Source organism: Streptomyces sp. NPDC053076 (genome assembly GCF_044546845.1).
GTDB lineage: Bacteria > Actinomycetota > Actinomycetes > Streptomycetales > Streptomycetaceae > Streptomyces.
In genome coordinates this window covers 102536-126109 of sequence record NZ_JBITZL010000001.1, presented here as the reverse complement: position 1 = coordinate 126109, position 23574 = coordinate 102536, and the positions used below count along the sequence as shown (strand labels likewise).

Annotated in this window: 19 protein-coding genes; 6 read left to right on the top strand and 13 right to left on the bottom strand. The window is 73.3% G+C overall.

The genetic code is table 11. The features are described 5' to 3' along the window. The first annotated feature begins 165 nt into the window (after positions 1-165). Positions 166-1029 (top strand): phosphotransferase enzyme family protein, encoded by an 864-nt coding sequence (locus ACIGYR_RS00510; RefSeq protein ID WP_399605532.1) that lies wholly within the window; start codon positions 166-168, stop codon positions 1027-1029. Between the two features lie 203 nt (positions 1030-1232). Here ACIGYR_RS00510 and ACIGYR_RS00505 read toward each other — a convergent pair whose 3' ends face one another. From ACIGYR_RS00505 to ACIGYR_RS00490, 4 genes are all read right to left on the bottom strand, one after another. After that, entirely contained in the window at positions 1233-1958 is a 726-nt protein-coding gene (locus ACIGYR_RS00505; protein ID WP_399605535.1) for a 3'-5' exonuclease, read from the bottom strand. A 102-nt stretch (positions 1959-2060) separates the two neighbouring features. Beyond that, positions 2061-3299, bottom strand: a complete 1239-nt coding sequence (locus ACIGYR_RS00500; protein WP_391841234.1) for an SAV2148 family HEPN domain-containing protein — start codon at positions 3297-3299, stop codon at positions 2061-2063. A gap of 115 nt (positions 3300-3414) precedes the next feature. Next, the gene (locus ACIGYR_RS00495) at positions 3415-4761 is read right to left on the bottom strand and encodes a copper amine oxidase (RefSeq protein ID WP_399605538.1); all 1347 of its coding nucleotides are present in this window, start codon (positions 4759-4761) and stop codon (positions 3415-3417) included. A gap of 51 nt (positions 4762-4812) precedes the next feature. After that, positions 4813-5625: a Tat pathway signal sequence domain protein gene (locus ACIGYR_RS00490; RefSeq protein ID WP_399605541.1), complete on the bottom strand. Its 813-nt coding sequence runs from the start codon at positions 5623-5625 to the stop codon at positions 4813-4815. Positions 5626-5822: 197 nt separating this feature from the next. On the opposite strand from ACIGYR_RS00490, the gene glgX reads away from it, so the two are divergent. Next, complete coding sequence (gene glgX / locus ACIGYR_RS00485; protein WP_391841228.1) at positions 5823-7931, top strand: glycogen debranching protein GlgX; 2109 nt, start codon at positions 5823-5825, stop codon at positions 7929-7931. On the opposite strand, the gene ACIGYR_RS00480 is transcribed toward glgX, so the two are convergent. Beyond that, positions 7885-8679: a hypothetical protein gene (locus ACIGYR_RS00480; RefSeq protein WP_399605543.1), complete on the bottom strand. Its 795-nt coding sequence runs from the start codon at positions 8677-8679 to the stop codon at positions 7885-7887. The genes glgX and ACIGYR_RS00480 overlap by 47 nt on opposite strands. Positions 8680-8752: 73 nt before the next feature. Continuing rightward, complete coding sequence (locus ACIGYR_RS00475; protein ID WP_399605544.1) at positions 8753-8935, bottom strand: hypothetical protein; 183 nt, start codon at positions 8933-8935, stop codon at positions 8753-8755. Positions 8936-9015: 80 nt separating this feature from the next. Here ACIGYR_RS00475 and treY point away from each other — a divergent pair, with 80 nt between their 5' ends. Together treY and ACIGYR_RS00465 are read left to right on the top strand one after the other, a co-directional pair. Beyond that, positions 9016-11385: a malto-oligosyltrehalose synthase gene (gene treY, locus ACIGYR_RS00470; protein WP_399605546.1), complete on the top strand. Its 2370-nt coding sequence runs from the start codon at positions 9016-9018 to the stop codon at positions 11383-11385. A 400-nt stretch (positions 11386-11785) separates the two neighbouring features. Beyond that, positions 11786-13036, top strand: coding sequence for a M14 family zinc carboxypeptidase (locus ACIGYR_RS00465; protein WP_399605549.1), 1251 nt, complete (start codon positions 11786-11788; stop codon positions 13034-13036). A 39-nt stretch (positions 13037-13075) separates the two neighbouring features. Here the strand turns inward: ACIGYR_RS00465 and ACIGYR_RS00460 are convergent, their stop codons facing one another. Together ACIGYR_RS00460 and ACIGYR_RS00455 are read right to left on the bottom strand one after the other, a co-directional pair. Continuing rightward, entirely contained in the window at positions 13076-13489 is a 414-nt protein-coding gene (locus ACIGYR_RS00460) for an SSI family serine proteinase inhibitor (protein ID WP_399605551.1), read from the bottom strand. A 273-nt stretch (positions 13490-13762) separates the two neighbouring features. After that, on the bottom strand, positions 13763-14317 hold the full coding sequence (locus ACIGYR_RS00455; protein ID WP_399605554.1) for an FHA domain-containing protein: 555 nt from the start codon (positions 14315-14317) through the stop codon (positions 13763-13765). Between the two features lie 177 nt (positions 14318-14494). Here ACIGYR_RS00455 and treZ point away from each other — a divergent pair, with 177 nt between their 5' ends. Continuing rightward, the gene (treZ, locus tag ACIGYR_RS00450) at positions 14495-16240 is read left to right on the top strand and encodes a malto-oligosyltrehalose trehalohydrolase (protein WP_399605557.1); all 1746 of its coding nucleotides are present in this window, start codon (positions 14495-14497) and stop codon (positions 16238-16240) included. An 18-nt stretch (positions 16241-16258) separates the two neighbouring features. Here treZ and ACIGYR_RS00445 read toward each other — a convergent pair whose 3' ends face one another. The 4 genes from ACIGYR_RS00445 to ACIGYR_RS00430 all read right to left on the bottom strand — a co-directional run bounded on the left by ACIGYR_RS00445 (position 16259) and on the right by ACIGYR_RS00430 (position 20512). Next, a complete protein-coding gene (locus ACIGYR_RS00445; protein WP_399605560.1) occupies positions 16259-17194 on the bottom strand; it encodes an aminoglycoside phosphotransferase family protein in 936 nt (311 codons plus the stop codon). A 52-nt stretch (positions 17195-17246) separates the two neighbouring features. Beyond that, positions 17247-18374: an aminopeptidase P family protein gene (locus ACIGYR_RS00440; protein WP_399605562.1), complete on the bottom strand. Its 1128-nt coding sequence runs from the start codon at positions 18372-18374 to the stop codon at positions 17247-17249. 221 nt (positions 18375-18595) lie between these two features. After that, positions 18596-19159, bottom strand: coding sequence for a PDZ domain-containing protein (locus ACIGYR_RS00435; RefSeq protein ID WP_399605565.1), 564 nt, complete (start codon positions 19157-19159; stop codon positions 18596-18598). 486 nt (positions 19160-19645) lie between these two features. Beyond that, positions 19646-20512 (bottom strand): LysR family transcriptional regulator, encoded by an 867-nt coding sequence (locus ACIGYR_RS00430; protein ID WP_399605568.1) that lies wholly within the window; start codon positions 20510-20512, stop codon positions 19646-19648. Between the two features lie 93 nt (positions 20513-20605). Here ACIGYR_RS00430 and ACIGYR_RS00425 point away from each other — a divergent pair, with 93 nt between their 5' ends. Continuing rightward, on the top strand, positions 20606-21328 hold the full coding sequence (locus tag ACIGYR_RS00425; RefSeq protein ID WP_391841209.1) for a hypothetical protein: 723 nt from the start codon (positions 20606-20608) through the stop codon (positions 21326-21328). Positions 21329-21383: 55 nt separating this feature from the next. On the opposite strand, the gene cyc2 is transcribed toward ACIGYR_RS00425, so the two are convergent. Next, a complete protein-coding gene (gene cyc2, locus ACIGYR_RS00420) occupies positions 21384-23567 on the bottom strand; it encodes a germacradienol/geosmin synthase Cyc2 (RefSeq protein WP_399605571.1) in 2184 nt (727 codons plus the stop codon). Between the last annotated feature and the right edge of the window lie 7 nt (positions 23568-23574).

The window sequence follows — 23574 nt, the reverse complement described above, 5'->3', positions numbered from 1 at the left end:
CTGCCCCGGTTGGCGTGTTCATGGTCGTGAAGGCACCGGTTCCCCGTCAAGGGACCGCACACGGCGGACGACCTGTGCGAATGCGAGACTGACCGGACACGGCCCGCGCCCCGCACCGGCGGTGGGCCCACGGACGGCACGGGAAGACGGCACGGAGGCACGACGATGGACGAGGCACGCGCGCGGGACGTACTGGCCGCGGCGGGGGCGCTGCCGGGCCCGGCCGGGGACGCGCGGCTCCTGGCCCTCGGCGAGAACGCGGTGTTCGCCGCCGGGGACCTGGTGGTGAAGGTGGGCCGGGACGCCGAACTGCTGGCGCGGGCCGAACGCGAGCTGGCCGTCGCCGGATGGCTGGCCGAGGCGGACGTACCGGCGGTGCGGGCGGCCGAGCCGGAGCCGCGTCTGGTGGCAGGGCACCCGGTGACGGTGTGGCACCGGCTGCCCGATCCGGTACGACCGGCCGAGCCGCGGGATCTGGCGCGGTTGCTGCGGACGGTGCACTCACTTCCCTCTCCTCCCTTCGTCCTGCCGCCCCGCGAGCTGCTGGGCGGAGTGGAGCGGTGGCTGCGGCTCGCGGGCGACGCGATCGACCCGGAGGACGCGGGCTATCTCCGTGAGCGCCGCGACGGTTTCGCCGCCCAGGCGGCGGCGCTGACACCGCGTCTGACGCCGGGACCGATCCACGGCGACGCGCTGCCCCGCAATGTGCACGTCGGTCCGGACGGGCCGGTCCTGGTCGACCTGGAGACGTTCTCCGCCGACCTGCGCGAGCACGACCTGGTGGTCATGGTCCTCTCCCGCGACCGGTACGGACTGCCGGCCGAGGCGTACGACTCCTTCACCGCGGCGTACGGCTGGGACGTGCGGGAGTGGGAGGGCTGTGCGGTGCTGCGGGGCGCCCGGGAGACGGCCAGCTGTGCGTGGGTGGCCCAGCACGCGCCGAGCAACCCCAAGGCGCTGGCCGAGTTCCGCCGGCGTGTGGCATCGCTTCGGGACGGGGACGAGGCTGTGCGGTGGTATCCGTTCTGAGGGACCCCGCGACGCCGGGTGCACGGCGTCGAGGCTGAGGCCGGGGCGCGCGGTCCGGCGCCGGCGCCCACAGGTGCAGCCCCAGCGGCACGACTGCCCGTGGCCACGGTGACCTTTTCGGCCGCGGCGCCGCAGCGCGCTGAAGAGGCGCGGTGACCTGGGCGACCAGCGGCTCACCCACCCCGGCCGCGACGGCCCGCGGACTAAGCGGGCTGGCTCTCGGTCAGCTCCCGCAGCGGCCACGTGCCGTCGACCACCGCCCCCGCTTCTCCCTTGCGCCGCAGGAACGCCTGGAAGTCCGCCGCCCACTCGGCGTACCACTCGATCTGCCGTTGGTGCAGTTCGGCCGGGCCCAGCGAAGCGATCTTCGGGTGGCGGTCGGCTATCGCGGACGCCAGCCGTGCGGCGGCGAGGGCGTCGGCGGTGGCGTTGTGGGCCGCGTCGAGGACTATGCCGTACTCGGCGCAGACCGCTTCCAGGTTCCGCTTGCCGCGGCGGAAGCGGTCGACCCAGCGGTCGATGGTGTACGGATCGATGACCGGGGCGGGGCGGGCACCGCCCAGCCGGTCGGCGAGGGACGGCAGGCCGTACCGGCGCAGTTCCGCCGAGAGGAGGGTGAGGTCGAAGGCCGCGTTGTAGGCGACGACCGGGACGCCCGCCGTCCAGTGGGACACCAGGACGCCGGCGATGGCGTCGGCCACCTGGTCGGCCGGGTGGCCCTCGGCCGCCGCGCGTTCGTTGCTGACGCCGTGCACCGCGACCGCGTCGGCCGGGATCTCCACGCCCGGATCGGCCAGCCATTCCCGGCGCCCCATGGGCTCACCGGCCCTGACCTCGATCACGGCAGCCGTGACGATGCGTGCCTCACGCGGATCGGTCCCGGTCGTCTCCAGGTCGAAGCCGATCAGCAGCTCCCGGTGCCAGCCCATGGGCGGCCCCCCTTCTTGGTGGTGCTTTCCCCCAGTGGCCTCCACCATCGCATGCGGCACTGACAGTCCGACGATGGCATTCCGCTTCCCGGCACCGACAGGTCAGGACACCGGGCGCGAATCCACCCAGGTCTGCTCGAATTCCTCGCGGTATGTCGGGAAGAGTCCACCTTCGCCCACGTCATCCGGCGTGACCAGCCGGCTGCCGTTGCGCAGCACCAGGACCGGCGACTCCATCCCCCGCGCCCCCCGCAGATAGGACTGCACCACGGCGATCCCGTCGGCACCGTCGCCGTCCACCAGATAGGCGGTGCAGCGGGGCGTCTCGTCGTACACCTGGATCTCGAAGGCGCCCGGGTCGCGCAGCCGGGACCGCACCCGGCGCATGTGCAGGATGTTCATCTCGACCGAGCGGCTCAGCTCGCCCCGCTTCATCCCGAGTTCGCGCTCGCGGCGCTTGACCGAACTGGAGGCCGGGTTGAGGAAGAGCAGCCGTACCCGGCAGCCGGACTCGGCGAGCCGGACCAGGCGCCGCCCGGAGAAGTTCTGCACCAGCAGGTTGAGGCCGATGCCGATGGCGTCGAGCCGGCGGGCGCCGCCGAAGAGGTCCTCGGCCGGGAACTGGCGCATGAGGCGCACCCGGTCGGAGTGGACGGCGACGACGTCGGCGTACCGGTCGCCGACCAGGTCCTCGACCGCGTCGACGGGCAGCCGGCGCGCCGAGGGCACGTCACCGCCCGCGCCGAGCATCTCCAGCAGCCGGGCGCAGGCCCGCTCGGCCTGGCCGAGCACCGCCTCGGACAGAGCCCGGTTGCGGGAGACGACATTGCGGGTCACCTCCAGCTCGTCCAGGGCGAGTTCGAGGTCCCGGCGCTCGTCGAAGTACGGTTCGAAGCACGGCCAGTGCTGCACCACCAGCTCGCGCAGCTGGGGCAGGGTGAGGAAACTGAGCACGTTGTCGTCGGCCGGGTCGAGCAAGTAGCCCTTGCGGCGGCTCACTTCGCGGACGGCGACCGCGCGCTGCACCCACTCCTGCCCGGCCGGTCCGGCCGCGGCCACCACCCACTCGTCGCCGTGCACGGGTTCGTAGATGGGCCGCAGCACGGCGGCCACGACCGCGCGCAGCCGTTGTTCGACGAGGTTCAGCCAGATGTAGGCCCGGCCTGCCCGCTGGGCGCGGGTGCGCACCTCACGCCAGGCGTCGGCGTCCCAGTCCAGCTCCGGCCCGATGGACCCCGCGTCCATCGGCCGGGCCAGGGACACCGCGCCGGGCGGGACGTCTGTGGAGTTCCCCTCGTGACCCTCGTCACCAGGAGGCAGCTCCAGCCCTCCCGAGCCCACCCGTGCACCGCCTTCCGCCCCCTGGGCCGTCCCCGTCTCAACGATCAAGGAAGGGTACTCCGCAAGCGGCCGGCGGTGCAGCCGGATGGACAGGTCGGTTTCCCGACTGCTTGGCTCAACTACGCCATTCCCAGTGTCCGTTCTGCCATGCCAGTTCCTTGGGAGTGAGCGGGTTCATAGCCGTGACGTCCCGCGGGGCGATGGAGAAGCCCTGCCAGTGCACGGGCATGGGCTGCTGGTCCTCGTCCCGCGCGATGTGGTGGAAGCCCACGTTCACCCAGACCACGGGGTGGGTGAGGGTCTGGCCGCCGGCCCACTTGTCGACGGAGTTCGGGTGACCGCCGGCGCATGTCGGGTTGTAGCTGGCGAACAGCTCGCACTTGTTGTACTCGGTCACGTACAGGTCGTGCTTGGTGAAGCTGCGGCCCGGGTACTTGGTGGTGGGCCCGGGGACCAGCTCGTACGAACGGGCGTGCCCGTCCTTGTTCTTGCCGGTCGCGCTGACCATCCGCCACCAGCGGTAGGTCTTGTAGTCGCCCGCGAACTCCTTGGTGACCTTCGTGCGGGTGGTCTTGGCGGTCGGGCCCTCCTGCCGCCCGGAGGGGGCGCTGACGGTCGAGTCGTACTGCTCGACCTTCGCCTTGGACGAGCCGTCGAGGCCGAAGTCGAGCCGCCAGAAGACGTTGTGGCTGTGGCTGGTGGCGTAGTCCTTGGCGCCCTTGCCGAGGGGCCAGCCGCGTCCGTCCTGGGCGTTGTAGTCGTCCCAGGAGAGGCTGCCGGTCGCACCGATGTTCATGTTGACGGTGCCGTCGTCCTGGAAGCGCCACTCGGTGATGTACTCGTACCAGCCGACCTGGTTGACCGTGTAGATCAGAAGGTCCTTGCCCTGCTGCTGGTAGACCTTGTCCGTCGCGAAGTCGTGCATGCGGTAGGCGTGACCACGCGAACGGGTGGTGGTACACAGGCCCTTGACGTTCGGGTGGCCCGGGTCGCCGTCCGGGACCCGGACGGTCTTGATGGTGCCGCCGGGGCACTCGCCGGGCGACAGCTCCTGCAGCTCCTGCGCGAAGTCCTGGCCCGTCAGGTCGTAGTACTCGTGCTTTCCGTCGTCGTACGGGACGTGGATCTGGCCGAGTCTGGCGCTGTTGAGGACCTTGATCGGCTTGGTCTCGCCCTTGGGCTGGTAGGAGACGTTCTCCAGGACGAGACCGGCCTTGCTGTCGTAGCGCCAGCACATCCGCCAGGTCGTGCCGGTGGTGAGCTTCTGTTCGATCGCGTAGGCGGCGCTGCAGCCGGGGGCCGCCGCGGCAGCGGACTGCGGCCGGGCCGCGGCCGGGCCGGCGACCGTCGTGGCGCCGGCGGCCAGCGCGGCCAGGGACAGTCCGACGGCCGCGCTCTTGCGGGCGGCGGCACGGCTGACGGCTCGCGGCCGGGCGCCGCGGGGAAGGTGCTTTTCGGGCATGAAGGGATGACTCCTTGCCGAGGTACGGGTGTGCGGGCGGGTGGCGGCCGGTCAGCCGCGGTCGAGGGCGGCGGCCTTGCGGGTGCTCAGGTCGATCACGAGGTCCCGGGTGTCGATCCACGGCCCGTTCCTGACCTTGGAGAACAGCCGCACACACCGGTGCACGCCGCAGTCGTCGAGCACCGCCGGCTGGGCGCCCGGCGCGGCCTGGTAGATCCCGCCGGTCAGCTCCAGTTGGTCCGGCGAGGTGAGTTCCCCGCCGGTGGCGTCCTGGTAGTCCGCCTTGAGGCCCGCGCCCAGCGGGGCGGCGATCAGGATCCGGGCCGCCTCGGCGTTCTCCGCGCGGCTCGGCGGCGGCTGGACGCCGCGCTGGGTGCCCGTCCGCTCGACCTTCCCCGTCCTCAGGTTGACGGTCCTGGTGACGAGGGTGTCGGTCCGGTAGTCGTAGAAGGTGACGTCGGCCCGGCGCGGCACGTCCGGGTCGTCCGCCTCGGCGGCCTCGGGCTCGGCGAGATCGACGCTCAGCCGCTGCGGTCCGCGGCCGCCGTCGACGTCCTGGCCCGTGACCGACAACTGCCCCGCGACGGCGATCTTCTCGACCCGCTTCAGCTCGTCACCGGTGAGCGGGTCGCGGCCCGTGCCCTGTTCCCCCTCGGCGGGCGGCTGCTCCACGACGCCGGGCGGTGCGTCGTCCGGCCCCTGTCCGGCCTGACCCGCGGCCCGTGTCCCGCCGCCGGCCCCGCCGGAGTCGTCCGCGCCCGCCGTGCCCGGCAGGGTGACCGCGACCATGGCGGCGGTCGCCGCCGCCGCCAGGGCCGCACCGGTCAGTACTTTGCCCAGATGGCGGTGGACTGTCTCACGCACATCTTCCCCCTACTCCCCCTGGTCCCCGGGAGTACGTTCCTGCCCCGCTTGTTCGGCGCACGGTGGGTACCAGAACCGCCGTGCGCACTGGTCGGTGGATAAGAGGCACGTGAACGACGGGAGGTTGCATCACTTTCGGACAAGACTCGGGGCCAACGCGGCCCCAGGCGCACGGCACACCTGGGAGAGTCGTATCCATGCAGGTCTGGCCTGGAGAGGCGTATCCGCTCGGCGCCACCTATGACGGCGCCGGAACCAACTTCGCGGTCTTCACGGAGGCCGCGGACCGAGTAGAGCTGTGTCTGCTGCACGACGACGGCTCGGAGACGGCGGTGGAACTGCGCGAGAGCGACGCGTTCGTGCGGCACGCGTACCTGCCCGGCGTGATGCCGGGACAGCGGTACGGGTTCCGGGTGCACGGCCCGTACGACCCCGGCCGCGGGCTGCGCTGCAACTCGGCGAAGCTGCTGCTCGACCCGTACGCGAAGGCGGTCAGCGGGTCGGTGCGGTGGGGCGAGGAGGTGTACGGCTACCACTTCGGCGCGCCCGACAAGCGCAACGACCTGGACTCGGCGCCGCACACCATGACCTCCGTGGTGATCAACCCGTACTTCGACTGGGGCGACGACCGCCCGCCGCGTACCGAGTACCACCACACGGTGATCTACGAGTCCCACGTCAAGGGCCTGACGATGCGTCACCCGGGGCTCCCCGAGGAACTGCGCGGCACGTACGCGGCGCTCGCCCACCCGGCCGTCATCGACCACCTGACCAAGCTCGGCGTGACGGCGCTGGAGCTGATGCCCGTGCACCAGTTCGTGAACGACCACCGGCTGGTCGACATGGGCCTGAACAACTACTGGGGCTACAACACCATCGGCTTCTTCGCCCCGCACAACGCGTACGCCTCCTGGGGCGACCGCGGCCAGCAGGTGCTGGAGTTCAAGTCGGCGGTCCGGGCGCTGCACGAGGCCGGGATCGAGGTGATCCTGGACGTGGTCTACAACCACACCGCCGAGGGCAACCACCTGGGCCCGACGCTGTCCTTCAAGGGCATCGACAACCCCTCGTACTACCGGCTCACGGACGATCCCCGTTACTACATGGACACCACGGGCACCGGGAACTCGCTGCTCATGCGGTCCCCGCACGTGCTCCAGCTGATCATGGACTCGTTGCGCTACTGGGTGACCGAGATGCACGTCGACGGCTTCCGGTTCGACCTCGCGGCCACCCTGGCCCGGCAGTTCCACGAGGTGGACCGGCTGTCGTCGTTCTTCGACCTGGTGCAGCAGGACCCGGTGGTCTCCCAGGTGAAGCTCATCGCCGAGCCGTGGGACGTCGGCGAGGGCGGCTACCAGGTGGGCAACTTCCCGCCGCTGTGGACCGAGTGGAACGGCAAGTACCGCGACACGGTACGGGACCTGTGGCGGGGCGAGCCGCGCGCGCTGGCCGAGTTCGCCTCCCGGCTGACCGGTTCCTCCGACCTCTACCAGGACGACGGCCGGCGCCCGCTGGCCTCCATCAACTTCGTCACCTGCCACGACGGTTTCACCCTGCACGACCTGGTGTCGTACAACGACAAGCACAACGACGCCAACGGGGAGGACAATCGGGACGGCGAGAGCCACAACCGGTCCTGGAACTGCGGTGCGGAGGGCGACACCGACGACCCGGAGGTGCTGCGGCTGCGCGCCCGCCAGATGCGGAACTTCATCGCCACGCTGATGCTGTCCCAGGGCGTGCCGATGATCAGCCACGGCGACGAGTTCGCGCGCACCCAGCGCGGCAACAACAACGCCTACTGCCAGGACAACGAGCTGTCGTGGATCCAGTGGCCCGAGGAGGGCAGTGACCTTCTGGAGTTCACGCGCGCGATGGTGTGGCTGCGCCGCGACCATCCCGTCCTGCGCCGGCGCCGCTTCTTCCACGGCCGTCTGGTGGAGGGTGCCCGTGACGAGCTGTCCGACATCGCCTGGTTCACTCCCGAGGGCGGTGAGATGACCCAGCGGGACTGGGACTCCGCGCAGGTGTCCGCGCTGACGGTGTTCCTGAACGGCAACGCCATCTCCGAGCCCGGCCCGCGCGGCGAGCGCATCGCCGACGACTCCTTCCTGCTGATGTTCAACGCCTCCCCCGGGCCGCTGGACTTCGTGGTGCCGGTCGACCACGGACGGCAGTGGCAGGTGGTGGTCGACACGGCCCGCCCGGAGGGGGTCCCGCCGGGGACGGGCCCGAAGGTCGAGGCCGGTGACCGCGTCACCCTGCCGGACCGCAGCCTGACGGTGCTCCAGCGGCCGGCGTAGCCAGGTGCGCGGCTGACGGTGCTCCGGCGGCCGGCGTAACCAGATGCGCGGCTGACGGTGCTCCGGCGTCCGGCCTAGCCAGGTCCGCGGCTGACGGTGCTCCGGCGGCCGGCCTGGCGAGGTGCGTGGCGCCCTGGGACGCGCGGCCCCCTAGCGGGGTCGCGTGTCCCCCGCGCGCGCGTGGGGCGCGTGTTCGGTGGTTCCGGGGGACTTGCGCGTACGTCGTCGGGCGCACCGCCATGGCGAGGGCGAAGGTCAGTCCGGCCGCCGTGCTCGCCGCCGCGAAGGCCGCCGCGGGGCCGTGGGACTCGGCGAGGCGTCCGGTGACGGCTACCGCCAGGGCCTGGCCGCCGACGAGGGCGCTGGTGGCCACCGCCATCGTCTCGGCCAGCCGGGACGGCGCGACGGCGCGCTCCAGGAGACCGAACACGGTGATCAGGTGCGGGGCGTACGCGATGCCCAGGACGGTGACGACGGCGTACAGGCCGGGCAGACCGGTCGTGCCGAGCAGCGGCACGGAGAGCGCGAGGGCGGCACCGGTCGCCAGCCGCCAGCGCGTACGGGCACCGACGCGGTCCGGTACGGCGGCCATGGCGAACCCCGCCGACGCGCTCATCACCCCCATGGCGGCGTACACCAGCCCGGCCTGGTCCTGCTGCCCGAGCCGGGCGGTGAGCGCGGTGATGCCTGCCTGACAGGCGCCGAACATCGCACCCTGGAGCGCGAGCGCGGTGAGCAGGGCGGGCACGCACCGGGGCAGCCGGGCACACGGCGGCACGCACCCGGCCGGGGCCGGGATCCGTGCGCGCGGGTGCCACCGGTCAGGCCGGCCGTGCCGAGGGAGCCGCTCGTCCGGCGACGAGCAGCACACTGCCGAACTGGATGGTGGCCGTCGGCAGCCGCCCCAGGAACGACACGCACGGCAGCGCGGGACCGGTCAGCCGGATCACCTGGCGATAGGTGTCCGCCGTGCGGCGGCGTCCCGGATTCACCGTTGTCCCCATCGCTCGAATCTAGACACGCGTGCGTGATCCGGGCAGAGGTGGATGACACGAAAGACGTCGAGCGGGGTACGTAGGTTCCCATGACTCCTGCGCGATCCGGACCGGCGGTGCCCACGGCCACCTACCGGCTGCAACTCCAGCCCGCGTTCCCGTTCGCCGCCGCCGAAGCGGCCGTACCGTACCTGGCGGCGCTCGGCGTCTCGCATCTGCACCTGTCCCCGGTCCTGGAGGCCGTACCGGGCTCCGTGCACGGCTACGACGTGGTGGACCCCTCACGCGTGCGCGAGGAGCTGGGCGGCGAGGAGGGGCTGCGCGCGCTGGCGCGGACCGCGCGGGAGCACGGTCTCGGCCTGGTGGTGGACATCGTGCCGAACCACATGGCGATGGCCCCCCGATACAACCCGGCCCTGTGGGAGGTGCTGCGTGAGGGCCCCGGGTCGCCGTACGCGCGCTGGTACGACATCGACTGGGAGGCGCAGGACGGCCGGATCCTGCTGCCGGTGCTCGGTGGCCCGGTCGGCGCCGAACTGGAGCACCTGAGGGTCGACGGTCAGGTGCTGCGTTACCACGGCCACGTCTTCCCGCTCCGTACCGGCACCGAGCACCTGCCCATGCCAGAGCTGCTGGACGCCCAGTGGTACCGCCCGGTGTGGTGGCGGCTGGCCCGTACCGAGCTGAACTACCGGCGGTTCTTCAGCATCTCGGAGCTGATCGGGGTGCGGGTGGAGGACCCCGAGGTGTTCCACGCCACCCACGGCACGATCCTGCGGCTGCTGGCGGAGGGCGTGATCGACGGGCTGCGGGTCGACCACCCCGATGGGCTCGCCGACCCCGACGGCTACCTCGCGCGGCTGGACGAGGCGACCGGCGGGCGCTGGACGGTCGTGGAGAAGATTTTGGCCGACGGCGAGCGGCTGCCGGCCTCCTGGCCCGTCGCGGGCACCACGGGCTACGACGCCCTGCGGCACGTCGACGGCCTGTTCACGGACCGCACCGGGGCGTACGAACTGCTGGGGCGCTACCGGGCGTTCGCGGCACCGCAGACGGACCGGGGCGGCAACTGGGAGGCCACGGTCCGGCGGGCCGCGTACAAGGTGCTCACCCACGAACTGGCCACCGAGACCGACCGGCTCACCCGGGTGGCCGCCCGGCTGTGCGCCACCTCGCCCGACCTGGGCTTGCGCGACCGGGCTCCCTGGGCGCTGCGGACGGCCGTGGAGGAGCTGCTGGTGCGGATGCGGGTCTACCGGCCGTACGCGTCGGGCGACGCCGCCGCCGTGATCACCGAGGAGGCGGCCGAGGAGGCCCGGCTGGCGTTCGTGGTGCCGCAGGAGGCGGAGGCCGTCGGCATCGTGCGCCGGCTGCTGGTCGAGCCGCCCGGTGAGGCGTCAGCGCCGGACCACGCCGACCGGGTGGAGTTCCGCACCCGGTTCGCGCAGACCGCCTCGGCGCTGCGCGCCAAGTCGGTGGAGGACACGGCGTTCTACCGCTATGTGCCGCTGCTGTCGGCGGCCGAGGTGGGCGGCGACCCGGGCAGTCCGGGGGTGTTCCCGGAGGATTTCCACACGTACTGCGCGCGCGTGCAGCGCGACTGGCCGCTCACCGGCACGGTCGTCACCACGCACGACACCAAGCGCAGCGCCGACGTGCGAGCCGCGCTGGCCGTGCTCACCGAGTGCCCGGACCGCTGGACGAAGCTGCTCGCCGAGGTGAGCCGGGACGTGCAGGGCGCACCGGACGGGCAGCTGGCCTGGGCGGCCTGGCAGATGGTGTTCGGCCTGGGGCCGGCGGAGGAGGAACGCGTCCAGGGGGCGCTGCTCAAGCATGTCCGTGAGGCGGGCATGTACACCAGCTGGACGGAGCAGGAGCCGCCGTACGAGGAGGCGGTGGCGGCCTTCGTCGCCGCCGGGCCGTGCGGGCCGCCGGGCGAGCGCGTGGCCACGTTCCGCAAGGCGCTGGAGCCGCACGTCCGGGCGAATGTCCTCGGTACCGCGCTGGTCCACCTCACGATGCCGGGAGTGCCGGACGTGTACCAGGGCACGGAGGGCGAGTACCGGGCGCTGGTGGACCCGGACAACCGGCGGCCGGTGGTGTTCCCGCCCGAGGCGCCCGGTGAGAAGGAGGCGCTGACGACGGCGGCGCTGCGGCTGCGCGCCCGGCGTCCGGACGTCTTCGGCGCGGACGCCTCGTACGACCCGCTGGCCGCCGAGGGTCCGGCGGCCGAGCACTGCCTGGCGTTCGCGCGTTCGGGTGAGGTGGTCACGGCGGTGACCCGGCTGTCGCTGCGGCTGGCGGAGGCGGGCGGCTGGCGGGAGACACGGCTGCCGCTGCCGCCCGGGCGGTGGGCGGACGTGCTGACGGAAGGGCGGGAGTTCACCGGGCACGCGCGCGTGGCGGACCTTTTCGACCGGCTGCCGGTGGTGCTGCTGGCGCGGGTCGCGGAGGACTGAGGGAGCGGGGGCGCCCGCACCGCTCACCGGGCCGGCCGGCGGATCGACCCCGCCGACCGCCCGGACGCCGGTGCGGCCGGGGTGATCCCCTGATGCTCACGGAACGCGGTCCGCACCAGCAGTGTCCCCGTGGCACACAGTGGCCCGGACACCCGCGGGCCCTTGCGTCCGGGCGCTCCGGGGCCCTCCCCGCCGACCGCCCGGACGCCGGTGCGGCCGGGGTGGTCCCCTGACGCTCACGGGACGCGGTCCGCACCAGCAGTGTCCCCGTGGCACACAGTGGCCCGGACACCCGCGGGCCCTTGCGTCCGGGCGCCCCGGGGCCTCCCCCGCCGACTGCTTGACAGTTCACCCGTCCCGTGCGGGACTGGGAGGGCGAAGCCGGGCGGACAAGTCGGGGGTGAGTCCTCTGCCGGAGCTGCGCTATCCCAGCGTTCCCGAACTGGTCGCCTCCGCACGGGCCTTGGCGGCTCAGGGACCCGGGCTGTGCACGCTGCGCCAGGTGGGCGTCTCGCGCGCGGGAAGACCCCTGCACCTGCTGTCGGTGGGACACGCCCGCCGTGCGGTGCTGGTCGTCGCCGGTGCCCACGCCAACGAGCCGACGGGCGGTTCCACACTGCGGGTGCTCGCCGAACGGGTACTGGCCGACCGGGAGTTGCGGGCGGGTACCTCCTGGCACTTCCTGCTGTGCGCGGACCCGGACGGCGCGAGTCTGCATGTCACCCCGGCGCCGCGCAGCCTGCTCGACTACCACCTCGGTTTCTACCGGCCGACGGGCGCGGAACAGCCGGAGTGGTCGCCGTCGGTGCTGCCGCCCGACCGGCTGCCGCCCGAGACCCGGGCGCTGACCGGGCTGATCGACGAGTTGCGCCCGTACCTCCAGGTGACGTTGCACGGCACCGATCTGGGCGGCAGCTGGGTGCAGTTGACCAAGGACGTGCCGGGCCTCGCCGAGCCGTTCGCCAAGTCGGCGGCGGAGCTGCACATCCCGGTGGAGACGGGGGCCTCGGACGCGGCGGGCTGGCCGGCCTCCGGTCCCGGGGTGCACGTGATGCCCGGCCCGGACACGGGCGTGGCCTATCCGAGCATGCCGGACGACGCCCGGCACAGCACCTGGTACCACGCGCACCGGTACGGCGGTCTGACCGCCGTGGTGGAGGTGCCGATGTGGGCCAGCGATCTGGTGGACGACCCGGCGCCCCACCCGGCACCGGCGGCGGCCATGCGCCGCCTGGCCGCGCGGCTGCTGCGGGACGCGCTGGAGGTGGAGCGGATCCTCGCCGAGACGCTGCCCCGGCTGGACGGCGCGGACGGGCCGCTGCTGCGGGCCGCGCGGTGGGCGCTGGAGCTGATTCCCGGTCTGGCCGAGGACTGGATCCGCACCTCCCCGGCGGGCACCACGATGGCGTACGTCGGCAGTGTGGACGCCTTCGGGCGGCGGCTGCCGCTGCGGGCCGCGGCGATGCTGCTCCGGGTGCTCCGGGAGGCGGACGACCGGGCGGCGCCGCGCCTGGAACAGCTCGTGGCCACCTGGTGCGATGCGTTCGCTCATCGGTTCCGGGCCCGCTGGGTGCCGTTGGAGCACCAGGTGGAGCACCAGTCCCGGACGGTGCTGGTGGCGGCGCAGCAGGCGCGGGCCCAGGCGGCGTGAGCCGGTGCCGGCCCGCGCCGCCCGGGATCGGGTCGCCGGTCAGCCGTCCAGGGCGAAGACGTGCCGCGTCCGCGCCTTCATGACGCACGTGCTCGTGTACGTCTCCTGGAAGTCGACCGACCGGCCGTTCCACCGCCCGCGCGCGTGGGTGGTCACCGGGGCGTAGATCATCGGGCAGAAGACGCCCTCGGCCGGGATGCGGCCGATGTCACCGCCCACGTCGGCCAGTTCGCCGCATGCCTGGCTCGCGTGCGCGTGGCCGCTGGGCGGGTCGCACAGCAACAGTGTGCCGTGGGTGTGGCCGGACCTGGCGTCACCCCTGGTGACCGTCAGGTAGAGCCAGTTGCCCTGCTGGATGTCGCGGGAGGCGGCCCGGGCCGGACCCGCGGTGAGGAGACCGGCGGCGGCCAGCAGGGCGCCGGCCGTCGCTGCCGTTCTGGTGAGGTACGTCATGCCCGTTGCATCGGCACGAGGGGCCGGCCTCCCCAGTGCGGCTCACCCGTTCGGGAGGGCACGCGCGCGTGGCCGGGCACCTGTTCGAACAGGGCCGGTCGGGCGGCGAGCGGCCGTGCTGGACCGTGCGGGCGCCGCGCCGGTAGCGGCTGAGCCGCGGTGCTGTCGCGTCCCGTCGCAACGGGAGGAACAGCAGGAACAGCAGGAACAGGAGGAACAGGAGGAACGCGGGGAGGAGGACTTCCGTGGACCGCGACCTGGCCCGGCGGAGCGCTACTGGCCGGCCGCGAGCCGGAACGCCGTTCTGCCGAAGGCGACCTGGTCGCCCTCGCGGACGACGACCGCGCCGATCACCCGGCGGCCGTTGACGGTGGTGCCGTTGGTGGAGCCGAGGTCCCTGAGCACCCACAGTCCGCCCTGGCGGCTGAGTTCGGCGTGCACACGGGAGACGGTCTCGTGGTTCAGGCGCAGCCCGTTCGCCGGGTCCCGGCCGATGCGCAGCGGATGGGTGTGCGCCGGATGCGGCAGCAGCAGCTTGGGCAGCCGCTCGGCCTGCCAGGCGCGGCGCAGCCGTACGGTGAATCCGGAGACGGCCTCGACGGTACCGAGGACCGCGCGGGAGAATCGGTTCTCCCGCGGCAGGTCGGCGACGAGGGCGGCCAGTTCGTCGGAGCGGCGCGCGGCGAGCGCCAGCTCCATGCGGCGCACGAACGTGTCGTGCGAGAGCCGGCCCAAGGCGACGCCGTCACGCAGCACCTGCAGCGCCTTGTCCCGCTCCGCGTCGGACAGGCGCGCGGGGTAGGTGGAGAACTCGAAGGACGACGTCACGCTGGTGATTGTCGGGCAGTGAACCCCGGGTGTCCAGAAAACGCGGAACCGGTGCCGATGCGCGGGTACTTCCGCGACACCTGCCGCCAAAGGGCGAATTCGAAAGCGGATTGATCGTCCGGGGCGGCACGATGGTGGCGCGGGACATCACGGTGAGCAGACGAAGGGGAACCGTCCGTGCAGTTCGAGGTGTGGGCACCGCAGGCAGACCGAGTGACGCTCCATTGTGAGGGCGCCACACACGCGTTGGCGCGCGATCCCGCGCGCGAGGGGTGGTGGGCGGGGGAGGCGGAGGCGGGACACGGCGCGCGGTACGGGTTCGCGCTGGACGACGGGCCGGTGCTGCCCGACCCGCGCTCGCGCCGCCAGCCGGATGGCCCGGACGGGCTGAGCGCGGTCGTGGACCACGGGCGCCACGAGTGGCGCGCTCAGTGGCCGGGGCGCGGACTGCCGGGCGCGGTGCTGTACGAGCTGCACGTGGGCACGTACACCCGCGAGGGCACCCTGGACGCCGCCGCGGACCAGCTGGCACACCTGGTGGAACTGGGTGTGACGCATGTGGAGTTGCTGCCGCTGTGCCCCTTCCCGGGGCGGCACGGCTGGGGTTACGAGGGGGTGTCGCTGTGGGCGGTGCACGAGCCGTACGGCGGCCCCGAGGCGCTGAAGCGCTTCGTCGACCGGGCACACGCGCTCGGCCTCGGCGTCGTCCTGGACGTCGTGCACAACCACTTGGGGCCCTCGGGGAACCATCTGCCCGCGTTCGGGCCGTATTTCACGGACACCCACCAGACCCCGTGGGGGTCGGCGGTGAACCTGGACGCGCCCGGCTCGGACGAGGTGCGCGCGTTCCTCCTCGGCAGCGCGCTGGCGTGGCTGCGGGACTACCGGATCGACGGGCTGCGGCTGGACGCGGTGCACGCGCTGTACGACACGCGCGCGTGCCACTTCCTGGAGGAGCTGTCGGCGGCCGTGGACGGCCTGGCCGGCGAAGTGGACAGGCCGCTGTTCCTGATCGCCGAGTCGGACATGAACGACCCGCGGTTCATCACCCCGCGCGCGGAGCACGGCCTCGGACTGCACGCGCAATGGAACGACGATTTCCACCACGCGCTGCACACCACCCTGACCGGTGAGTCGCAGGGCTACTACGCCGACTTCGCGCGGGAGTCCTTCGCCGCGCTCGCCAAGACGCTCACCGGCGGCTGGTTCCACGACGGCACCTACTCCTCCTTCCGGGGGCGTCGTCATGGCCGGCCGCTGGACCGCGCGCGCGTGGCCGGGCACCGGCTGGTCGGCTACAGCCAGACCCACGACCAGGTCGGCAACCGCGCCCAGGGCGACCGGCTCGCCGCGCGGCTCTCCCCCGGCCTGCTGGCCTGCGCGGCCACGCTGACACTGACGGCCCCGTTCACGCCGATGCTGTTCATGGGCGAGGAGTGGGCGGCGGGCACGCCCTGGCAGTTCTTCACCGACCACACCGATCCCGAGCTGGCCAAGGCGGTACGGCGGGGCAGGCGGCGGGAGTTCGCGGCGCACGGCTGGGCGGAGGAGGAGGTACCGGACCCGCAGGACCCGGCCACAAGGGAGCGGTCCTGCCTGGACTGGTCGGAGCCGCAGCGCGAACCCCACGCGCGCGTGCTGGCCTGGTACCGGAAGCTGATCGCGCTGCGCCGCGCACAGCCCGACCTCACCGACCCGGACCTGGCCGACACGAAGGTGGCGTACGACGAGCAGGCCCGCTGGCTGGCCTTCCGGCGCGGGGACGTACGGGTGGCGGTGAACCTCGGCGAGGAGCCCGTGAAGATCCCGCTGGGCTCCGGCCGCGTGGAGGTCCTGGCGGCCTGGGCCCCGGTGTCGGCGCCGGGCCCGGACGGGCTGCTCGAGGTGCCCGGCGAGTGCGGCGTGGTGCTCTTCCAGCCCTGAGGGCGCCCCGCCGCACCGTCACGGCTGCGGGTCGTCCTCCGTGAAGTCGGTCACCCGCTCCAGCAGGATCGGCTCCCACACGCGCCTCAGCTGGGTCCGCAGCAGCGGAAGGGAGCCGCTCGCGCGGCCCTCCAGGTGGTCGGTGAGGCGGATGACGGTGTCGCAGCGGGCGAGCCACAGCCCGCGCAGGCAGGGGCGGGGGCCGTAGCCGGCCAGGGTGGCGGCGCGGACGGCGGCCGGGGAGCCGGTGGCCGCGGCGAGCCCCGCGATGTCCTCGGCGGGGTCGCCGAGGACCGCCGCGGTCCAGTCCAGGATGCCCCGGACACGGCCGTCGGCACTGACCACCACGTGCGCGCCGGTGAGCCCGTGGTGGGTGAGGACGGCGGTGCCGGGCTGCGCGGCGAGCTGGGCCGCGCCGGGCGAGGTGAGCTGGTGCAGCCGGGCGGCGTCGAACTCGTCGGCGGCCGCGAGCCGTTCGGCCGCGTGCACGGCCATGCGGCGCAGCGCCTCCAGCGAGCGCGGGGCGGTGCGTGGCACGCCGAGCGCCTCGGTCTGGCGGACGGCGACCGCGCGCAGCCCGCTGAGCAGTCCGGCGAGGTCGGCCTCTCCTACGGCGGAGACGTCGTACTCGTCGGCCGTGCCGCCGGGCACCCTGGTGTCGAGGGTGTAGGCGAGGCCGGGCGCCCAGTCTCCGTGCGCGACGCTGACCGGGACGGCGACCGGCACGTGCGGGCGGATCACGTCGCGCAGGCGCAGTTCCCGGCGGCGGCGTACGGACGCCGCACGGTCGGGTGCGAGGCGCAGCACATGGCGGCTGCCGATCCACCAGGTGTGCTCGCGGTCCTCCGCCACGGGCCGCACATCGGGTCCCCCGGTGCCGTCGCCGCCCTCCTTGAGCAGCGAGCGGACCAGTCTGCGGACGCTGTCCGCGGTGGGTGTCGGTGCCTGGGTCATGGGTCGAGCGTCGCCGTTCCGGTGTCGTCGAGGATGGGTCTCCCTGGATCTCTCAGTCCACTATGACCATCTCACGGGTGGTGTTGTTGAGTCGGCGGCCACCGTCCTCGGTCACCGAGACGATGTCCTCGATGCGCACCCCGAAGCGGCCGGGCAGATAGACACCGGGCTCCACGGAGAAGCACATGCCGGGCACGAGCGGCTGTTCCTCGCCCTCGATCATGTACGGCGGTTCGTGCGTGGTGACGCCGATGCCGTGCCCGGTGCGGTGGATGAAGTACTCGCCGTACCCGGCGTCCGCGATCACCGCGCGGGCGGCGCGGTCGACCTCCTGGCAGGCCACGCCCGGGCGTACGGCCCGGAAGCCGGCCTCCTGGGCGGCGCGCACGACGTCGTGGACCCGGCGCTCCTCCTCGGTGGGCTCGCCGACGTGGACCGTGCGGGTGGTGTCGGAGCCGTAGCCGTCCTTCAGGCCGCCGAAGTCGAGGACGACCATGTCGCCGGGCCGGATGACGCGGTCACCGACCTCGTGGTGCGGGTTGGCGCCGTTGGGACCGGAGCCGACGATGGTGAAGTCGACCTGGGAGTGGCCGAAGCGGCGCAGCAGGCCGGCGAGGTCGTGTCCGACGTCGGACTCGCGGCGGCCGGTGAAGGGAACCTGCCGGATCGCCTCGAACGTCGCGTCGGCAGCCGCGCCCGCGGCTGCCAGGAGTTCCAGCTCCGCGGGGTCCTTGACCGCGCGGAGCATGGGGAGGGCGTCGGTGAGGGCGGCGTAGGAGGTGTCCGGCAGGGCCCGCTGGAGGCCCAGCAGGTGCATGGCCCAGGTGTTGTCGCTGATGCCGAACCGGCCGCGGTCGTCGAGGAGGCCGGCGGTGACCGCGTAGGGGTCCTTGCCGTCGGTCCAGTCGCGCAGGGTCAGCGCGGTGCCGCCGGCCGCCTGCTCGGCGTCCGGGGCCTCCAGGGTGGGCACGACGAGCACGGGGTCCCGGCCGGGGACGAGGACCAGCACGGTCAGCCGTTCCGTGACCGCGGTGGGCGTGTAACCGGTGAGCCACACCATGTCCGGCCCCGGGGCCACGAGCAGCCCGGCGAGGCCGGCGTCGGCGGCGGAGCGCACGGCACGCTCCATACGGGCCTCGTGATCGGCGGCGGTGAAGGGCGCGGGCGTGGTACCGGTCATCCGGGCCTCCGGGCGCGGGCGGGCAAACGGGGCGATGGCGTCCCGGGCAGCATCCTGCCCGCCTGGCCGGAGCCACGCGAGCCGGTCCCCGGAACGGGCGTCCCACGGTCCACCGAGCAGGGTCTCGGCACGGGCCCATGATGACCCGTGCGACGGGCGGCGACCAGCGGATTTCCCGGTGTGTACGAGGTCCGGGCACCGGCAGCGGCGACCCGGACGGGTCAGGTCACCACTCCGGGGGTCACCGTCAACTGCTGGTAGCCGCCGTTGCTGTGCCGCACGGCGAGGAGCACGTCCTTTCCGGGGCGGGCCCGGGTGACGGCCCGGGCGAGGTCGGCCGCGGTGTCGATGCGGGCCGAATCGAACTGGAGCACGACATCGCCGCGGATCAGGCCCGCCGCGTAGCCCGAGCCGGGCACGTGCACGCCCACCACCAGAGCGCCCGGCTTCTCGGCGTCGACGACCTCCAGCCCGAGGGTCGCGCCGGGCGGGGCGGAGCCGGGAGCCGGTGTGGCCGTGGGGGTGGCCTTGGCCGAGGGGGCGGGCGGCGGGACCTGGTGTCGCAGTTCGGCGAGTCTGCTCATGCCGGTCACCGTGGCGCCGACCGTGCCGATGCCGACGCCCGAGAGCACCAGTACGGTGCCGGTGCACAGGCCGAACAGCAGGGTCCGCAGCCGCTGCCCGCGCCGGCGCGCGGCGTGCGGGCGGCGGGCGGGGCCGGGGGTGTCGTCGTCCCGCCGGTCCTGACCGGGCATCGGCTTGGGACGCAACGCAGTCTGTTCCATGGTTCGCTCGCCTCCGGCTGGTGCTCTACCCGGAGCGGCGGGCGGTCACGGGACACGAAAGGGTGAGACTGGCCGGAGGGTGGCGGAGGGTAGCCATGGCTGTCGAGGCAACGCGGCCCGTCCCCACACCGCACCGCCACCCACCACAGGCCGCCAACACCCGAACCTCCACCACAGGCCGCCCACACCCACAGCCCGCCGACACACGCCGCCCACCACAGGCCCGCCCACACCCACAGCCCACCGACACACGCCGCCCACCACAGGCCCGCCCACACCCACAGCCCGCCGACACACGCCGCCCACCACAGGCCGCCCACACCCACAGCCCGCCACAGGCCGTCAGCATCCGCCGGCCACTCCAGCCCGCCAGTACCCGCCGGCCGTCGCGCCCCCTCACCGGCGTCCGCCGGCCATCGCCCACCGGCGCCGCCTACCCGACGCCGCGCCCCCTCGTCGGCGCGCCGGTCTCCGCGGGCCGCTCCCTCACCCCGCGCCCAGGAGTCTGCGCACCAGGTCCGCCGCCGCTCCCCCGGTACCGCCGCCGTGCAGGAGTTCCGTGCGATGGACGAGGCGTGGGGCGGTGAGCGGGACGGCGACCGTGCCGCGGACGCCCGTGGCCGCGGAGCGGGGCAGCAGGGTGAGGCCGTGGCCGGCCGCCGCGAGAGCGGTGAGGGTGCGCACGTCGGTGCCCTCGTAGCGCAGGGCGGCCCGGAAGGCACCGCCGTCGGTCGCGGCGCGCAGCTGGGCCAACGGGAGGGCGGCGCCGGGCGCGTCGAGCCAGCGGGCGTCGCGCAGGTCGCCGAGGCGCAGGCCGGCCCGCCCGGCGAGTGGGTGACCGACGGGCAGCAGGACGCTCACGGGCTCCTCGGCGACGCCGTGCGTGGTCAGCGGGGCCACGTCGGTCAGCCGCAGCGGATCGCTCGGCGCGGCGAGCCCGTCGACGAGGCCGAGGTCGGCGGTGCCGGTGGCGACCGCGGCGGGAATTTCCGTACGGGGCAGCACGCGCAGGGTGACGCCGGCCGGCGGGAGCGCGCCGAGGACGGCGGGACCGAGCGCGGTCGCGGAGGTGGCGAGCGTCAGGCCGTACGCGGGCGCGGCGGCGATGCGCACGACGTCGGCGCGGGCCGCGTCGAGACGCAGCAGCAGCGGGCCCGCGTGCTCCAGCAGCCGGTCACCGGCCGCGGTGGGCGCGACCGGTCTGCGGGTCAGCAACGGTGCGCCCAGGTCCTGTTCGAGGGCGGCGATGTGCTGGGAGACCGCGGACTGGGTGTAGCCCAGCTCGCGCGCGGCCTCCGAGAAGGAGGCGAGACGCGCCACGGTGATGTAGGTGCGCAGGAGATGCGGGTCCATGCCGCCCAGCATCCCACCACATCAGCAGTGCTTATCGACCGTGCAGAAACCATCGTTGGACGTGAACGACCCGTCCTGCGGAGGATGGTGGCCATGACGAACACCGCCACTCTCGCCCTCGTCGGCGACCGCTCCGCGCACGTTGTCTCGCACACCCGCGTCCCGCTCCTGCTCGACGCCCTGGCCGCACGCGACCGGCTGGTCCTGGACGCGTACTGGATCTCCTCGCAGGACGCCGAGGCCGAGGGCGCGGTGCGCGGCTTCGACGCCGTGTGGGTGCTGCCGGGCAGCCCGTACCGCAGCGAGGCGGGTGTCCTCGCGGCGGTGCGCACCGCCCGTGAGGAGGGCATCCCCTTCCTGGGCACGTGCGGCGGCTTCCAGCACGCGCTGCTGGAGTTCGCCCGCGGCGTCTGCGGGCTGACCGGGGTCGCGCACGCCGAGAACGACCCGGCCGCCGAGGACCCGCTCATCGAGCCGCTGGCCTGCTCGCTGCTGGGGCACGAGGCCGCCGTGACGGTCACGCCGGACTCGCTGGCCGCGTCCGTGATCGGCGCCGCCCGCACGGTCGAGCGGTACTTCTGCGCCTACGGCCCCTCCCGTCACCTCGACACGCTCCACGCCCACGGGCTGCGGTTCTCCGGGCACGACGAGGACGGCCACGTCCGCATGGCCGAACTGCCCGGCCACCCCTTCTTCCTGGCATCGCTGTTCCAGCCGGAGCTGGCCGGCGACGGCTCGGACCCGCACCCGATGATCCGGGCCCTGGCGCGCGCCGCGGTCGAGCACGCGGCGGCCCGGCAGCCGCGGCCGGTGTGACGCCGGGACGCACCGCGGGCACCGGCGGGGACCCGGCCGGGGATCTTCGGGACCGTCAGCCGCGCGACAGTGCCGGCCCGGCGAACGCCGGAGCCGGCACGGCGGGCGGCTGGTCCGGCAGGAAACCGTGGGCGCGGCGGCCGAGCCACTCCGCCTTGTAGCGGTCGACCTCCCGGTGCCAGTTGAGGATCCCGGCCAGCCAGTTCTTCAGGTCCAGCACATAGGCGTCCATGACCGCGCGGGCCTCGGCCGACAGCCCGAAGTCGTCGCACAGCACCGGCAGCTCATGGGCGATCACATGCTCGAACTGCTCCATGCGCTGGGTCATCAGGTCGTGCACGACGCGCAGCGCGGCCGGGTAGCCGACGCCGAAGAAGTTCTGCACGACCAGGACGGCGTTGTGGATCTCGCCCTCGTACTCGATCTCCTTCTGGTAGGAGAAGACGTCGTTGAGGAGGCAGGCGTAGTCGATGGCGGCGTTCTCCAGGGAGCGCACCGGACCGCTGGCGTACACCTCGGCCGGGATCGCCGGGCCGTGGCCCATCCGGCACAGACTCAAGGTGAGGTCCGAGCCGAAGGTGGAGCGCCGCATCTCCAGGTAGTCGACGGGGTCGGGGACGCGGTTGTGCAGCTGGTTGGAGACCTCCCAGACCCAGCTCTCGGTCATCGTGTCCACGGCCGCCTTGAACGTGCGCCGCTGCTCGAGAGTCATCCCGGCCGTCGTGCGGGCCCACAGGTCGGTCAGCGCCCGCTCCATGGCGTTGCCGGGGACCGGGGCCGGCTCGCCCGCCAAGGGCATGCACAAGGAGAGCCGGGCCGTGGTCAGCCGGGCGGCGGCCAGGTCCCGGCGATGGCCGTAGACGAGGGGGTAGTAGTCGTCGCCGTAGGTCCCGAACGCGAGCCACTGAGCGCTGAGGTCCAGGGCCTCGGGTGTGGCGTCCGGGTCCAGGCCGGCGGAGCACAGGGCGAGGTCGTACGCGGCGAGCTTGTCCTCGTCCCAGACACCTTCCTGGAGGATGCCCATCGCGTGGCACCAGTCGACGAGGCGATGCCGGGACCGGTCGAGGTGAGGGCTGAGCTGGAGCTCGAAGGGCATGTACAGGTCGGGGATGCGGGACGGTCCGACCTTCTGGTAGGGCACGTGGGAGTAGGCGCGCAGCCGGTCCTGGGCGGCCGCGGCGAGGAGCGCGCCGACATCGGCGGCGGAGGCCCCGGGGCCGCTCGGGAGCTGCCAGGGCGCGCCGGACCGGGCGCCCTCGTTCATGTAGCGGCTGGAGCGCATGTGCCACTCGTGGCCGCCGGACTGCCAGTCCTGGAGGCCCTTGGTGTAGGCGGCGACCGCGGCGACCTCGCCCGGGGTGAGTCCCTGCTCCAGGGCGACGGCGGGGACCTCGGTGAGCGCGGTGTGCTCGAACTGGTGCAGCCGGGAGGTGAGGACGTCGTTGACGGTGTCGGCGGCCTCCTGGGTGGTGCAGCCGAAGAACGTCTCCAGGACCAGCACGCCGTTGCTGTTCTCGCCCTCGTCCTCGACCTCGCGCTGATAGGAGAACAGGTCGTTGCGCAGATGGACGGCGTCGGAGAACGTCTCCATCAGCACGCGCAGCGGCCGGGTTCCGGCGACGGCCGCGGGCACCTCGGCGGTCGCGTACTCCACGAGCCCGGCCGACCAGGGGGCCCCGCCCACCTTGCGGCGCATCTCGATGTACTCGACGGGGTTGGCGATGCGCCCCTCGTTGATGTTGGACAGTTCCCACATCGACTCGTTGAGCAGGTGCTCCGTGGCGACGGAGAACCGGCGGCGCCAGCCCACGGACATGGACGGCACCGTGCGCGCCCACAGGTCCTTCAGGCCCGCCTCGACGGGATTCTCCGGCTCCGGCACCGGGGCCGCCGGATCGAGCGGCATGAACAGCGGCAGGCGGTCCAGGTGTGCCTTTCCGGCGGCGCGGTCCTGGGTGCGCTTGAACATGTCGAGGAAGTGGTCGTCGAAGAAGAACACCCACACGTACCAGTCGGTGATCAGCGAGAGAGCGGGACCGTCGCAGTCGGGGTGGGTGTAGGAGCAGAGGAGCCCGTAGTCGTGCGCCTCCAGGTCGGCCTGCTCCCAGATCCCGGAGCCCTCCAGCATGCCCATCTCGCGGGCCCACTGGTTCGAGTGGGCCCGGGCCTCCTCCAGGTGCGGGTTGAGCCGCGCGGGATACGGCATGTAGAAGTGCGGGAGTTCGAACGGCTGCGTCATGGCCGGG